Annotated in this window: 16 protein-coding genes; 12 read left to right on the plus strand and 4 right to left on the minus strand. The window is 61.4% G+C overall.

All coding sequences use genetic code 11. The features are described 5' to 3' along the window. The first annotated feature begins 118 nt into the window (after nucleotides 1-118). The 12 genes from nrdR (at nucleotide 119) to ACOI8A_RS12440 (ending at nucleotide 8,931) form a co-directional block, all read left to right on the plus strand. Nucleotides 119-583 carry a transcriptional regulator NrdR gene (nrdR, locus tag ACOI8A_RS12385; RefSeq protein ID WP_007910946.1) on the plus strand — a complete coding sequence of 155 codons (465 nt, stop codon included), beginning with the start codon at nucleotides 119-121 and terminating at the stop codon, nucleotides 581-583. After that, nucleotides 580-1,713 carry a bifunctional diaminohydroxyphosphoribosylaminopyrimidine deaminase/5-amino-6-(5-phosphoribosylamino)uracil reductase RibD gene (gene ribD, locus ACOI8A_RS12390; RefSeq protein WP_420648579.1) on the plus strand — a complete coding sequence of 378 codons (1,134 nt, stop codon included), beginning with the start codon at nucleotides 580-582 and terminating at the stop codon, nucleotides 1,711-1,713. The genes nrdR and ribD overlap by 4 nt, the downstream gene beginning before the upstream one ends. A gap of 47 nt (nucleotides 1,714-1,760) precedes the next feature. Then, nucleotides 1,761-2,426, plus strand: coding sequence for a riboflavin synthase (locus ACOI8A_RS12395; RefSeq protein ID WP_420648578.1), 666 nt, complete (start codon nucleotides 1,761-1,763; stop codon nucleotides 2,424-2,426). Nucleotides 2,427-2,457: 31 nt separating this feature from the next. After that, the gene (gene ribBA / locus ACOI8A_RS12400; protein ID WP_420651356.1) at nucleotides 2,458-3,549 is read left to right on the plus strand and encodes a bifunctional 3,4-dihydroxy-2-butanone-4-phosphate synthase/GTP cyclohydrolase II; all 1,092 of its coding nucleotides are present in this window, start codon (nucleotides 2,458-2,460) and stop codon (nucleotides 3,547-3,549) included. Nucleotides 3,550-3,640: 91 nt separating this feature from the next. Then, a complete protein-coding gene (ribE, locus tag ACOI8A_RS12405) occupies nucleotides 3,641-4,117 on the plus strand; it encodes a 6,7-dimethyl-8-ribityllumazine synthase (protein ID WP_003206025.1) in 477 nt (158 codons plus the stop codon). Beyond that, a complete protein-coding gene (gene nusB / locus ACOI8A_RS12410) occupies nucleotides 4,114-4,614 on the plus strand; it encodes a transcription antitermination factor NusB (protein ID WP_420648576.1) in 501 nt (166 codons plus the stop codon). Before ribE ends, nusB begins: the two co-directional genes overlap by 4 nt. Before the next feature lie 18 nt (nucleotides 4,615-4,632). Further along, nucleotides 4,633-5,598 carry a thiamine-phosphate kinase gene (gene thiL, locus ACOI8A_RS12415; protein ID WP_420648575.1) on the plus strand — a complete coding sequence of 322 codons (966 nt, stop codon included), beginning with the start codon at nucleotides 4,633-4,635 and terminating at the stop codon, nucleotides 5,596-5,598. After that, complete coding sequence (locus ACOI8A_RS12420) at nucleotides 5,595-6,098, plus strand: phosphatidylglycerophosphatase A (RefSeq protein WP_420648574.1); 504 nt, start codon at nucleotides 5,595-5,597, stop codon at nucleotides 6,096-6,098. Before thiL ends, ACOI8A_RS12420 begins: the two co-directional genes overlap by 4 nt. A gap of 28 nt (nucleotides 6,099-6,126) precedes the next feature. Next, nucleotides 6,127-6,873, plus strand: a complete 747-nt coding sequence (locus ACOI8A_RS12425) for a substrate-binding periplasmic protein (RefSeq protein ID WP_420648573.1) — start codon at nucleotides 6,127-6,129, stop codon at nucleotides 6,871-6,873. A 224-nt stretch (nucleotides 6,874-7,097) separates the two neighbouring features. Then, a complete protein-coding gene (gene ribA / locus ACOI8A_RS12430; protein WP_420648572.1) occupies nucleotides 7,098-7,715 on the plus strand; it encodes a GTP cyclohydrolase II in 618 nt (205 codons plus the stop codon). Beyond that, nucleotides 7,712-8,131 carry an MFS transporter gene (locus ACOI8A_RS12435; RefSeq protein ID WP_420648571.1) on the plus strand — a complete coding sequence of 140 codons (420 nt, stop codon included), beginning with the start codon at nucleotides 7,712-7,714 and terminating at the stop codon, nucleotides 8,129-8,131. Before ribA ends, ACOI8A_RS12435 begins: the two co-directional genes overlap by 4 nt. Continuing rightward, nucleotides 8,131-8,931, plus strand: a complete 801-nt coding sequence (locus ACOI8A_RS12440) for a cobalamin-binding protein (protein WP_420648570.1) — start codon at nucleotides 8,131-8,133, stop codon at nucleotides 8,929-8,931. The genes ACOI8A_RS12435 and ACOI8A_RS12440 overlap by 1 nt, the downstream gene beginning before the upstream one ends. Nucleotides 8,932-9,099: 168 nt before the next feature. Here the strand turns inward: ACOI8A_RS12440 and ACOI8A_RS12445 are convergent, their stop codons facing one another. The 4 genes from ACOI8A_RS12445 to ACOI8A_RS12460 all read right to left on the minus strand — a co-directional run bounded on the left by ACOI8A_RS12445 (nucleotide 9,100) and on the right by ACOI8A_RS12460 (nucleotide 14,243). Next, nucleotides 9,100-10,983 (minus strand): TonB-dependent receptor domain-containing protein, encoded by a 1,884-nt coding sequence (locus ACOI8A_RS12445; RefSeq protein WP_420651357.1) that lies wholly within the window; start codon nucleotides 10,981-10,983, stop codon nucleotides 9,100-9,102. Nucleotides 10,984-11,126: 143 nt separating this feature from the next. Beyond that, nucleotides 11,127-13,025, minus strand: a complete 1,899-nt coding sequence (gene dxs / locus ACOI8A_RS12450) for a 1-deoxy-D-xylulose-5-phosphate synthase (protein ID WP_420648568.1) — start codon at nucleotides 13,023-13,025, stop codon at nucleotides 11,127-11,129. Nucleotides 13,026-13,116: 91 nt separating this feature from the next. After that, complete coding sequence (ispA, locus tag ACOI8A_RS12455; RefSeq protein ID WP_420648567.1) at nucleotides 13,117-14,004, minus strand: (2E,6E)-farnesyl diphosphate synthase; 888 nt, start codon at nucleotides 14,002-14,004, stop codon at nucleotides 13,117-13,119. Further along, on the minus strand, nucleotides 14,001-14,243 hold the full coding sequence (locus ACOI8A_RS12460; protein ID WP_007894317.1) for an exodeoxyribonuclease VII small subunit: 243 nt from the start codon (nucleotides 14,241-14,243) through the stop codon (nucleotides 14,001-14,003). Before ACOI8A_RS12460 ends, ispA begins: the two co-directional genes overlap by 4 nt. Nucleotides 14,244-14,301: the final 58 nt, after the last annotated feature.

The following is a 14,301-nucleotide window of genomic DNA, read 5'->3' on the forward strand; positions in this document are numbered from 1 at the left end:
CGGGAAATGAAATCCATGGATCAAATGATCATGGCAGTCTGTATACCGCAAAGCCTATGGCTTGTCTTGCGACCGGGATGCGCTACCATGGCCCTCCCTTTTTTTGTTGCCAGCCACCATGCACTGTCCCTTCTGCGGTGCCAACGACACCAAGGTCATCGACTCGCGTCTGGTCGCCGAGGGCGAACAGGTGCGCCGCCGGCGTGAATGCCTGGCCTGCGGCGAACGTTTCACGACATTCGAGACCGCCGAACTGGTGTTGCCGCGCCTGATCAAAACCGATGGCAGCCGCCAGCCGTTCGACGAAGAAAAACTCCGCGCCGGCATGCAACGCGCGCTGGAGAAACGTCCGGTGAGCGTCGAGCGCCTCGAATCCTCTCTGGTGCACATCAAGCACAAGCTGCGCGCCACCGGCGAACGCGAGGTCAAATCCCTCGTGGTCGGCGAACTGGTGATGGCCGAGCTGCAAAAGCTTGATGAAGTGGCCTACATTCGTTTCGCTTCGGTGTACAAACGCTTCCAGGATCTCAACGAGTTCCGCGAAGAGATCGACCGTCTGGCCCGCGAACCGGTGAAAGAATGACCACCGCCGCCGAGCAGGCCATCCTCGACGCGCACTTCATGGCGCGTGCGCTGGAACTGGCGCGCAAGGGCCATTACACGACGCATCCCAATCCAAGGGTTGGCTGTGTGATCGTGCGGGACGGGCAGATTGTCGGCGAAGGCTGGCACGAACGCGCTGGCGAACCTCACGCCGAAGTCCACGCCCTGCGCGCCGCCGGTGATTTGGCCCGGGGCGCCACCGCCTACGTCACCCTCGAACCTTGCAGCCACCATGGCCGCACCCCGCCGTGCGCCGATGCTTTGGTGACTGCCGGCGTCGGTCGAGTCGTCGCGGCAATGCGCGATCCAAACCCGCAAGTGGCCGGCCGTGGTCTGCAACGCCTGGCCGATGCTGGCATTGCCTCTGAAAGTGGTGTGCTGGAAGGCGAAGCGCGCAAGTTGAACGAAGGTTTTCTGAAACGCATGGAACACGGCTTGCCGTTCGTGCGGGTCAAACTGGCTATGAGCCTCGACGGGCGCACGGCGATGGAAAGTGGCGAGAGCCAGTGGATCACCGGCCCGGCCGCACGTTCGGCGGTGCAGCGTCTGCGCGCGCAGGCCAGCGTGGTGCTGACCGGCGCCGACACGGTGTTGGCGGATGGCGCACGTCTGACCGTGCGCGCCGACGAGTTGAGCCTGGATGCCGGGCAAACCGCGCTGGCCATGAGCCGGCCGCCGCTGCGGGTGCTGATCGACGGACGCTTGCGAGTGCCGCTGGATGCAGCGTTTTTCAAGGCCGGCCCGGCGCTGGTCGCGACTTGCGTGGCGGTTGAAGAACAGTACGCCCACGGCCCGGAATGCCTGATCGTGCCGGGCGAGGACGGTCAGGTCGATCTGCATCAATTGCTCAAAGAACTGGCCAACCGTGGCACCAACGAAGTGCTGGTCGAGGCCGGCCCACGACTGGCTGGCGCGTTTGCGCAGTCGGGTCTGGTCGATGAGTTCGTGATCTTCATCGCTGGCAAGTTCCTCGGCTCCTCGGCGCGTCCGTTGCTGGACTGGCCGCTGGCCTATATGAAGGATGCACCCGAGCTGAAAATCACTGAAATCCGCGCGGTTGGCGATGACTGGCGAGTCACTGCCATCCCTGTCCCATCGGCGAGCGTATAATTCCCGGCCATTGCGATAGCGCTGGCTTCGTTCTCAAGGAGAACTCCATGTTTACCGGCATCATCGAATCGATCGGCAGTATCCGCGCACTGACCCCAAAGGGCGGTGATGTGCGGGTGCATGTCGCAACCGGCAAGCTCGATCTGAGCGACGTCAAACTCGGCGACAGCATCGCGGTCAACGGCGTGTGCCTGACTGCTGTGGAGCTGCCGGGCGACGGTTTTGCCGCCGACGTCAGTCGCGAAACCCTCGACTGCACGGCCATGAATGACCTGAAAAGCGGCAGCCCGGTCAATCTGGAAAAAGCCCTGACCCCGACCACCCGTCTCGGCGGACATCTGGTCAGCGGTCACGTCGACGGAGTCGGCGAAGTGGTTTCGCGCAGCGATAACGCGCGCGCCGTGGAATTCCGCATCCGCGCGCCGAAAGAACTGGCCAAGTACATCGCCCACAAAGGCTCGATCACCGTCGACGGCACCAGCCTCACCGTGAACGCAGTCGATGGCGCCGAATTCCTGCTGACGATCATTCCGCACACCTTGAGCGAAACCATCATGGCGTCGTACAAGCCAGGTCGTCGGGTGAACCTGGAAGTCGATTTGCTCGCGCGTTATCTGGAGCGCTTGCTGCTCGGCGACAAAGCCGCAGAATCGGTTGCCGGCAGCGCGATCACCGAAAGCTTTCTGGCCGCCAACGGCTACCTCAAATCCTGACACTCAAATTTTGAAAGAAGGGGGGTGCCTAGTGGCGCTCAATAGCATCGAAGAGCTGGTTGAAGACATCCGCCAAGGCAAGATGGTCATCCTCATGGATGACGAAGACCGCGAGAACGAAGGCGACCTGATCATGGCCGCCGAGTGCTGCAAGGCTGAACACATCAACTTCATGGCCAAGCACGCCCGTGGCCTGATCTGCATGCCGATGAGCCGCGAGCGCTGCGAACTGTTGAAGCTGCCGCTGATGGCACCGCGCAACGGTTCCGGTTTCGGCACCAAGTTCACCGTGTCGATCGAAGCGGCCGAAGGCGTGACTACCGGCATCTCCGCCGCTGACCGCGCGCGCACCGTGCAAGCGGCTGCCGCCAAAGACGCCAAGGCTGAAGACATCGTCAGCCCCGGTCACATCTTCCCGCTGATGGCCCAGGCCGGCGGCACGCTGGCTCGCGCCGGCCACACCGAAGCGGCGTGCGACCTGGCGCGCATGGCCGGTTTCGAGCCGAGCGGCGTGATCTGCGAAGTGATGAACGACGACGGCACCATGTCGCGTCGCACCGAACTGGAAGCGTTTGCCGCCGAACACAACATCAAGATCGGCACCATCGCCGACCTGATTCACTACCGGATGATCCACGAACGTACCGTTCAGCGGATTGCCGAGCAGCCACTGGACAGCGAACTGGGCCAATTCAACCTGGTGACCTATCGTGATTCGGTGGAAGGCGACGTGCACATGGCGCTGACCCTGGGCACCGTTTGCGCCGAAGAACCGACGCTGGTTCGCGTGCATAACATGGACCCGCTGCGCGATTTGCTGATGGTCAAGCAACCCGGCCGCTGGAGCCTGCGTGCAGCCATGGCCGCTGTGGCCGAGGCTGGCAGCGGTGTGGTGCTGTTGCTCGGTCACCCGCTCGATGGCGACGTGTTGCTGGCGCACATCCGCGAAACCGCCGATCAGGTGGCGGTGAAAAAACCGACTACTTACAGCATCGTCGGTGCCGGTTCGCAGATTCTGCGTGACCTCGGTGTGCGCAAAATGCGCTTGATGTCTGCACCAATGAAATTTAATGCGATATCCGGTTTCGATCTGGAAGTTGTAGAATACGTGCCCTCCGAATAATGACCGGTTGTTTTCGGCCTGAAATTCGCGGCAAATAAATCACTGAGGGACGCGTAGAAAACGCGTCCCGGCTCTTTAAGAGATCTGACGAATGACCCTGAAGACCATCGAAGGTACCTTCATCGCCCCTAAAGGCCGCTACGCTTTGGTAGTGGGCCGTTTCAACAGCTTCGTCGTTGAAAGCCTGGTTGGCGGTGCAGTGGATGCCCTGGTTCGCCACGGCGTGAGCGAAAGCGACATCACCATCATCCGCGCACCTGGCGCCTTCGAAATTCCGCTGGTTGCGCAGAAAGTCGCTCAAAAAGGCGAATACGCAGCAATCATCGCCCTGGGCGCGGTCATTCGTGGCGGTACTCCGCACTTCGAATACGTGGCTGGCGAATGCACCAAGGGCCTGGCCCAGGTCTCCATGGAGTTCGGCGTGCCAGTCGCTTTCGGCGTGCTGACCGTTGATTCCATCGAGCAAGCCATCGAACGTTCCGGCACCAAGGCCGGTAACAAAGGTGCCGAAGCTGCCCTGTCCGCACTGGAAATGGTCAGCCTGCTGGCACAGTTGGAGGCCAAGTGATTAGCGACGAAAGCGATCGTTTCAACCCGCGCGAGCCACGTCCAGCGGACGCCGGCAAGCCGTCGAAAAGCGAAAAGCGCCGGGCTGCCCGCCAGTTGGCGACTCAAGCGCTGTACCAGCGCCACATGGCCAAGACTTCGCTGAACGAAATCGAAGCGCAGTTCCGCGTCGATAACGATTTCACCTTCGCCGATGCCAGCTACTTCCACGACATCCTGCACGGTGTTCCGGCCAGCCTGACCGAGATCGACACCGCGTTGGCACCGTGCCTGGACCTGACCATCGAAGAGCTCGACCCGGTTGAACTGTGCGTCCTGCGCCTGTCCACCTGGGAACTGCTCAAGCGCGTTGATGTGCCGTACCGCGTAGTGATCAACGAAGGTATCGAACTGGCGAAAGTCTACGGTTCCACCGACGGTCACAAGTTCGTCAACGGTGTGCTCGACAAGCTGGCTCCGCGCCTGCGTGAAGCTGAAGTGAAGGCGTTCAAACGCTGATCGGCGTTTGAAACGGCTATGGGCGAGTTTGAGCTGATCCGCAATTTCTTCGCCGCCGCGCCCTGTGCGCAGGGCGGCGAGGGTGTTGCACTGGGGATCGGCGATGACTGCGCCTTGCTGGCTGTTCCTCCCGGGGAGCAGTTGGCAGTTTCCACCGATACGCTGGTGGCCGGTGTGCATTTCGCCGACCCCTGCGATCCCTATTTGCTCGGTCAGCGCTCGCTGGCCGTCGCGGTCAGTGATCTGGCTGCCATGGGCTCTACGCCCGTCGCTTTTACCCTTGCCCTGACTGTGCCGACGGTGACCGCCGATTGGCTGCAAGCCTACGCCCGTGGTTTGAACCTGATGGCGCAGAGTTGCGGCATCGCGTTGATCGGCGGCGACACCACGCGTGGGCCGTTGAGCCTGACCATGACGGTGTTCGGTCGCGTTCCGGCGGGCCAGGCGTTGACCCGCAGCGGTGCGCGACCGGCAGATCTGCTGTGCGTCGGTGGCGAACTGGGCAATGCCGCCGGCGCCTTGCCGCTGGTGCTGGCTCAGCGTGAGGCCGATCCCGAGGTTGCCCAGCCACTGCTCGATCACTACTGGTCGCCGCAGCCGCAACTCGCCCTCGGGCAGGCGTTGCGTGGCAAGGCTACTTCGGCGCTGGATATCTCCGACGGCTTGCTCGCCGATTGCGGCCATATCGCCCTGGCGTCCCAGGTTCGACTTGAAATTGAACGCGAGCGTGTGCCGCTGTCGAACGCTTTAGTGGCGTTCCTCGGGCAGCGCGGCGCCGAGCGTGCGGCGCTCAGTGGCGGTGACGATTACGTGCTGGCGTTCACGCTGCCGTCCGTCGAGTTGCCCGCGCTGCTGGCCGCTGGCTGGCCGATCCACGTGATCGGCCGCGTGGCGCATGGGCAGGGCGTGGTGTTGCTCGACCGTGAAGGTCGCGACGTCACCCCGCAAACCCGCGGCTATCAACATTTTCAGGAGACCCAGTGACAGATCATCCGAAACAGGTGCCGGCCGAATTCGTTCCGCCGTCAGTCTGGCGCAATCCGTGGCATTTCCTCGCGTTCGGTTTCGGTTCCGGCACCTTGCCCAAGGCGCCTGGCACTTGGGGCTCGCTGGTTGCGCTACCCTTTATCCCGTTGTGGCAGATGCTGCCTGACTGGGGTTATTGGCTGATGCTCGGCGTCACCATGCTGTTTGGCTTCTGGCTGTGCGGCAAGGTCGCTGACGATCTGCGGGTACACGACCACGAAGGCATCGTCTGGGACGAAATGGTCGGGATGTGGATCACCCTGTGGCTGGTGCCGGAAGGCTGGTACTGGCTGCTCGCGGGGTTCGTGGTGTTCCGCTTCTTCGATATTCTCAAGCCATGGCCGATCCGCTGGGTCGACCGGCATGTGCACGGTGGCTTCGGCATCATGCTCGACGACGTGCTGGCGGGTGTCTTCGCCTGGTTGGCCATGCAGGGATTGGTGTGGATTTTCACTTGATTGGTCGGGCGTGAAGAGGGGACTAGGGATGGCTCGGCACTGGTTGGCGGTACTGATTTTGAGTTTCCTGAGCGCGCAGGTCTGCGCTCAGGATGCGCCGCCGTCGGTGATTCATCTGGCCAGCGAAGACTGGGAGGATTACACCGCCGCTGACGGTCATGGTCTCGGTTGGGACGTACTGCGCCTGGTGTTCGAACCGGCCGGGGTCAAACTGGATATCCGCACGGTGCCGTACACGCGCTCAATCGGTCTGGTGCAGTTGAAGGAAGTCGACGCACTGGTCGGCTCTTATCGTGATGAAGCCGAGCAAGTGCTGTATCCGCGTTCGAATTTCGACTCCGATCACATCTATGCGCTGGGGCTGGCGAGCAATCCGCCGCCAACGTTAGCCACGCTGGGCAAATATCGACTGGCCTGGGTGCGCGGCTACCGCTACGAAAACTACCTGCCGAACATCAAACGCTTCAATCAGATCGAGCGTCGTACCGGGATTCTTTCGATGCTCAAGCAGGGCCGCGCGGATTACTACGTCGATGCCCTGACCGAGATTGAGGTGGTGTTGAAAAATGCACTTGATCCCTCGCAGTTCCGCCATTCGCATCTGGCGGAGTTGCCCTTGTATCTGGGGTTCGCGGATACGCCTCAGGCTCGGGCATTGATGTCGCTGTACGACCAGCGCATGGAGCAGTTGAAGAAAAGCGGCGAGCTGAAGCCGATCTTCGAGCGCTGGAAGCAGCCGTATCCATTTGGTAGTGACGACGCTAATCCCATGTAGGAGCTGCGGCACGCTGCGATCTTTTGATTTTGATTTTGAATTGAAGATCAAAAGATCGCAGCCTCGTTTCACTCGACAGCTCCTACAGGGATCGATGTTGGCCGGGAGTGTCATCAAACTTTTTGATCGTTATGCCCCATAATTCAGCCTAAGCGTGCGCAGGAACCTGCTGTTACAATGCCGGCCAGCGAATTTTCAGACTTTTCTAGATCAGGAGCACACCGGTGCCTGTCGTTTTTGTCGCCGCTTCCAAGCTGCCAACGCCTTTTGCGCAATTCACCATGCACGGGTTTCTCGACGAAGCCACCGGCCGCGAGCACGTCGTGCTGAGCCTGGGTGAGATTGCCGACGGGGCTCCGGTACTCGGCCGCCTGCACTCCGAATGCCTGACCGGTGATGCCTTGTTCAGCCAGCGTTGCGACTGCGGTTCGCAACTCGAAGGCGCACTCAAAGCCATCGCTCGCGAAGGCCGCGGCGTGTTGCTGTACCTGCGTCAGGAAGGTCGCGGCATTGGTCTGTTGAACAAGATCCGCGCCTACGAATTGCAGGACGGCGGCGCCGACACCGTTGAAGCCAACGAGCGTCTGGGCTTCGCCGCCGATCAGCGCGACTACGCGATGTGCCTGCCGATGCTCGAGCATCTGGGCGTGAAATCCCTGCGGCTGATGACCAACAACCCGCGCAAGGTCAAAGCCTTGACCGACATGGGCATCGTGGTCGCCGAGCGCGTGCCGCTGCACACCGGCCACAACCCGCACAACAAACTCTATCTGGCGACCAAGGCCAGCAAGCTCGACCACATGATGGGCAACGAGCATCAGGGCGAGGCCGACCGCGCGTGACTCGCGGCCAGGTGCGACGCCGATTGTCGGTCGACTGGTGGAAATACCTCGCGTTGGCATTGCTGCCGTTGTTCGTGATCAACGGTGTGTTTGGCCAGGGCGAAGCGATTTTGCCGGTGCTGGCGATGCCGTTGTTTATCGCTGGTGTGGCCTCGATGTTTGTCAGCCTGAAGTTTTTCGGCCGCTACAAACATGCGCTGATTGCCACGCAGAAATCCCTGAATACCCCGGAAGAGCCGGCCGCGTGGATCGCACTTGCCGCGCGTCGGCGTACGGCGTTCCTTGTGGCGGCTCTGCCGGCATGGATCGGCGCTCTGGCGGTGTTCGTCGGCCTCGAAGCCGTGCCGCTGATGCTGCTGGCGCTGTCCACCGCCGTGCTGTTCTACCTCTACCGTATTCCGCGTCAACTCGGCTGATGCGCCGTCTGTGGCTGGCGGTTCTGCTGCTGGCCGCAAGCAGCCCGACGCTGGCTGCTCTGCGCGTGGTCAGCCTTGCGCCATCCCTTTCTGAAATCGTTGTTGAACTGGATTCGGCCGACCTGTTGGTGGGTGTGCTGGATGCCGGTGAGCGGCCGGCTGCGCTCAAGGGTTTGCCGTCGGTTGGGCGTTACGGGCAACTCGATATCGAACGCTTGCTCAGCCTGCAGCCGGATTTGTTGCTGCTCTGGCCCGGCAGTGTCGGCCCGGCGCAGCGTGATCAACTGCAGCGTTTGCGCATTCCAACCTTTGTCGCCGAACCGCACAGTTTTGAGCAATTGACGGCACAGATTGAAGCCATCGCGGTGCAGATTGGTCGGCCGGAGCGCGGTGTGCAGCGGGCGGCGCAGCTACGGCAAAAACTTGATGAATTACGCCAGCGCTATCGCCGGGAAACGCCGTTACGGGTGTTCTATCAAGTATGGGACAAACCGCTCTATACGGTGGGCGGCGGGCAAATCATCAGCGATGCGCTTGAGGTCTGCGGCGCGCGCAATATATTTTCCGACCTGAGTTTGCCGGCGCCACAAGTCAGCATTGAAGCGGTGTTGCAGCGTGACCCTGAAGTGATTCTGGCCAGTGATCAGGCGCAACTCGATGCGTGGAAAGCGTGGCCACAGGTGTCTGCCGTTCGGCGCGGACAATTGCTCATGATCACCGACAAAGGCCTCGAACGCCCGAGCGGGCAGATGATCGAAGCGACTGCCACGCTCTGCCAACTGATCCAGCCTGACCGATAACCTGGCTGACTTGCCTGACCTGTGGCGAGGGGATTTATCCCCGTTGGGTCGCGAAGCGGCCCCAAAACCTGCCAACCGGATCTATCTGTAGTACCGCATCCAGCGATTTACGACTGCTGCGCAGCCGAACGGGGATAAATCCCCTCGCCACAATGATTGAGTCAAGCGTTAGAGCTGTGGGGTCCAGGTCACGCCAAACATAAACGCCCGACCTTCCTCGCGATAGCCATACTGACTACCGTCATGGCTGTACAGCGCCCGGCTGTAACCCTTGTCGAGCAGGTTATCCACCTTGAAATCCAGCTTGATCTCACGATTCAGCGCCCAACTGCTGCGTAGCCCGATCAGCGTATAACCACCCAGCGGCTGCTGATTGTTCAGATCGTCATAACTGCTGCTGACAGCCTGCCAACTCGCGCCGAGGCCGAGTCGATCAAACTGCCGATCCAGATCCCAACTCAACGTGCGCCGGGCACGCCGCGTCAGCGTATGCCCAGTGTCGCGGTCGCGCGGGTCGATGATCGCCAACCCGAGATTGCTCTGCCAGCCGAACAGTTCTTGTTTCAGCGCCGCTTCGAAGCCGTTGATCCGAGCTGAAGCAACGTTTTCCGGGCGTGAGTTGCTGCCGAAAATGATCGCGTCTTGCAGATCGGTGCGGTACAGCGAAGCTTCGAGGCGGCTGCTGTCCGTCAGTTGACTGCGCCATTGCAGCTCGTAGCTTTTCGAGGTTTCCGGCTTCAGATCGGGGTTGCTGAAATCCGGGTAATACAAGTCATTGAAGGTGGGAGCGCGGAAGCCTTCGCTGTAGCTCAGCAGCAGGTCGTTGTCCGGGTTGACCGGTAAGGTCAGCGTACCGCTCCAGCTGTTCTGGCCGCCGAACTGCTGGTTGTCATCGTGACGCAAACCCAGCTCGGTCGAGAAACTGTCAGCCTGGAATCGATGCTGAATAAACGCCGCGCGATTCCAGCGGCTGTCTTCGTCGAACGCGGTGCTGCTGTTGATTCGATCTTCATACCAGTCGCCGCCGAGGATCAGACTGTTGCGCGCATCCAGCGTCAGGTCGTTCTGCCAAGTCACTGAGTCGCGGTAGGTGTTGAATACCGTGCGTTCATCGCTGAGCTTGTCGAAGGTCTGCTCGCGGTTTTCGCTGTGGCCGAGTTCCAGTCGCGACTTCCAGTGCTCATTGATTCGCGCGTCCACGTAGCTGCTGAAACTGCTGATGGTGAAGTCGCTATAGAGTTGCTGCTCGACGGAATCGAACGTCACCGGGTCGAAGCGACCGAACGGGTTGTCGAACTCACTTTTGCCACGGTTATCCAGCAGATTGGCGCCGACTTCGACGTCATCGGTCAGCGCGTGGCTGAGGCTCAGGCTGATGGATTTATTGCGGTAGGCATCGTGATCGCTGTCGCTCGGATACGACTCGTGGGTGCGGTCGATGCCTGCGGTTTCATCAAGGCTGGCGCCGAGATTGAAGCGGGTTTTGTCATCGCCACCGGACAAGCCGACGCTGCGTTCCCAGGTCTGGTTGCTGCCAAAACCGACATGCATCCGAGGTTGCAAACCAGCCTCGCCACCGCGCCGGGTAAAAATCTGAATCACCCCGCCAATCGCATCGCTGCCGTAGATCACCGAACGCGAGCCGCGCAGCACTTCGACGCGCTCGATCTGCTCGATATTCAAGTGTTGCAGGTTGCTGTCGCCGGAGGTCGAGTTGCCGATGCGTTGGCCATCGACCAGCACCAGACTTTGCGCCGATTGCGTGCCGCGGATGTAGATCCCCGGCAGACTGCCGCGCCCGCCGGTCTGCGCGACCTGCACACCCGGCACCCGTTGCAGCAGATCGGTGACGCTGCGCGGTTGCAGGCGTTCGATGTCGTCGCGGGTGAACACGGTGTTGGCGGCACTGCTGTCATTGCGTGCCTCCACCTGACGGTTGGCGCTGATCAGCACGTCCGGCAGCTTCAGCGCTTGATCGCGTTCGAAGGTGTCGGCGATGGCGTTGTTGATTGGCAGCAGGAGCAGGGGCAGGGCGAGGCGCGAGAACTTCATGACAATCCATGGCAATTCGGCGAAACCCCTGTAGGAGCTGCCGAAGGCTGCGATCTTTTGATTTTGCTTTGAAAAGTTTAGGAGCCACCGAAGATCAAGATCAAAAGATCGCAGCCTTCGGCAGCTCCTACACTGGATCGGGTTTACCGATTGAGAAGAGTCAGACGCTCACGAATCGACGCTTCGATCCCGGCCTCATCCAGCCCGCACTCGGCCAGCATCTGTGCCGGTTTGGCGTGCTCGACGTAAACATCCGGCAGCCCCAGATGCAGCACCGACTTGAGGATGTTCTCGCGGGCCAGGAATTCGCTGACTGCGCCACCGGCACCGCCCATGATCGAGTTCTCCTCGATAGTCACCAGCAGCTCGTGGCTGCCAGCAATCTCGCGCACCAACGCTTCATCCATCGGCTTGACGAAACGCATGTCGATCACCGTCGCATCCAGCGTCTCGGCGACTTTCAGTGCTTCGGTCAGTTGCACGCCGAACACCAGCAGCGCCACCTTGCTGCCCTGGCGCCGCACCACACCCTTGCCGATTTCAATCGGGTCGAGGTTGCTCTCGATGGTCGCATTCGGGCCGTTGCCGCGTGGATAACGCACTGCTGCCGGGCCGTTGTACAGGTGGCCGGTGGTGAGCATTTTGCGCAATTCGTTTTCATCGCTCGGGGTCATGATGACCATGCCCGGGATGCAGCGCAGGTACGACAGGTCGAAACTGCCGGCGTGGGTCGGGCCGTCTTCGCCAACCAGACCGGCACGGTCGATGGCGAACAGCACGTCGAGGTTCTGCACCGCCACGTCATGTACAAGCTGATCGTAGCCGCGTTGCAGGAACGTCGAGTAGATCGCCACTACTGGTTTTGCGCCTTCGCAGGCCATGCCGGCCGCGAACGTCACGGCGTGTTGCTCGGCAATTGCCACGTCGAAGTAGCGCAGCGGGAAACGTTCGCTGAACGCCACCAGATCCGAGCCTTCCTTCATCGCCGGCGTGATGCCGACCAGACGCGGATCAGCCGCGGCCATGTCGCACAGCCACTGGCCAAACACGCCGGAATACTTCGGCCCGCCAGCCTTTTTCGGTGCTGCGGCAGGAGCATCGACAGGTTCGAGCTTGGTGATCGCGTGGTAACCAATCGGGTCGACTTCCGCCGGGGCGAAGCCTTTGCCTTTCTTGGTGACGACGTGCAGGAACTGCGGGCCTTTCAGATCGCGCATGTTGCGCAGGGTCGCGATCAGGGTCGGCAGGTCATGGCCGTCGATCGGGCCGATGTAATTCCAGCCCAGCTCTTCGAACAGGGTGCCGGGGACGAGCATGCCTTTGGCATATTCTTCGGTGCGACGGGCGATTTCCCAGGCGCCGGGCAGGCGCGACAGCACTTTTTTGCTGCCTTCGCGCATGCTCGCGTAAGTGCGGCTGGAAAGGATTTTCGCCAGATAGTTCGACAGCCCGCCAACGTTGCGCGAGATCGACATGTCATTGTCGTTGAGGATCACCAGCATGTTGGCGTTGACTTCCGGCGCGTGGTTCAACGCTTCGAATGCCATGCCGGCCGTCAACGCGCCGTCGCCGATCACCGCAATGGCCTTGCGATCGCTGTTCTGCAGGCGGGCGGCAATCGCCATGCCCAGCGCTGCGCTGATCGAGGTGCTGGAGTGGCCGACGCCAAAGGTGTCGTACTCGCTCTCGGAGCGGCGCGGGAAGGCAGCAATGCCGTCCTTCTGGCGCAGGGATTCCATGCGCTCGCGGCGACCGGTGAGGATCTTGTGCGGATAAGCCTGATGACCCACGTCCCACACCAGCCGGTCGTCCGGGGTGTCGAAGACGTAATGCAGCGCGATGGTCAGCTCGATGACGCCCAGGCCTGCACCGAAATGCCCACCGGTCTGGCCGACCGTGTAGAGCAATTCCAGGCGCAACTCATCGGCCAGGGTTTCCAGCTCGGCTTCGCCTAACCGGCGCAGGCCGTCCGGCGTATTCGCACGGTCGAGCAGGGGCGTGGTCGGGCGCTTGCGGGGAATCTCATGAAACGTCGTGGGCATCAGGCGAATCGTTATAGGTATAAAAGATGCGGCAGTTTACCTGATGCATCGCCCCCTGCCCACGCGTTGGTCTTTTTTGGCGGATTCGCCGTCAGCTTCGGCGGTCGACGATGTACCGGGCCAGCTCGCGTAGCGGCTCGGCAGCCGCGTCAAACGGTCGCAGTGCGTGCAGAGCCTGATCACGCAGTTCCAGCGCGTAGGCCTTGGCCGCGTCGAGGCCGAGCAGCGCCGGGTAGGTCGGCTTGTCGCGCGCAATGTCCGCGCCCTGACGTTTGCCGAGGGTTGCGGTATCGCTTTCGACGTCGAGGATGTCGTCCTGCACCTGAAATGCCAGACCGATGGCCTGTGCATAAGTCTGCAGGGATTTCAGTTCATCCTGCTCGGCGCGGCCGCTGGCCAGGGCGCCGAGTTTGACGCTGACTTCAATCAGCGCGCCGGTCTTGTGTCGGTGCATCTGTTCGAGGGCTTTTTGATCAAGCTTCAGACCAACCGAACCTAAGTCGATGGCTTGACCGCCGACCATGCCCGCCGGGCCTGCGGCCAGTGCGAGGGCGCTGACCATTTGCAAGCGAATGTCTGCGCTCGATTCACTCAGGCGCGGGTCGAGCAGGGCGCTGAATGCCAGGCTCTGCAAACCGTCACCGGCGAGAATCGCGCAGGCTTCATCGAATTTCTTGTGGGTGGTCGGCTGGCCGCGACGCAGATCATCATCGTCCATCGCCGGCAAATCATCGTGCACCAGCGAATAGGCGTGTATCAACTCGACCGCGCAGGCCGCGCCGTTGGCCTGTTCGGCCTTGCCACCGAGCGCTTCGCACGCGGCGTAGGCCAGCAGTGGGCGCACGCGTTTGCCGCCGTTCATCACGCTGTAGCGCATTGCTTCGTAGAGCCGTGCGAGTTCCGGCAGCGGCGCGTTGAACAGGGTTTCCAGCGCGGCGTTGACCCGCGCCTGGCTGGTGGCCGAATACGCTGCGATCATTCTGGCTGATCCGCGTCGAAGGGTTCCTCAGCCAACTCGCCATCACGTTCGAGCAGCACTTGCACCTTCTGCTCGGCCTGCGCCAGCGCTGCCTGGCAATCACGGGTCAGCCCGATGCCCTGCTCGAAAGCGGTCAGCGAGTCTTCCAGCGACAATTCACCATTCTCCAGACGCTCGACCAGTGTTTGCAGGTCGGCGAGGGACTGTTCGAAATCCAGTGCAGCTTTTTTGCGGGCCATGGCGGCGATTTCCGGTTGACGTTAAACCGGCGCGACACTAGCAGATAGGGGGTTCATG

This window comes from Pseudomonas sp. P4795, from assembly GCF_048822895.1.
Classification (GTDB): Bacteria; Pseudomonadota; Gammaproteobacteria; order Pseudomonadales; family Pseudomonadaceae; genus Aquipseudomonas.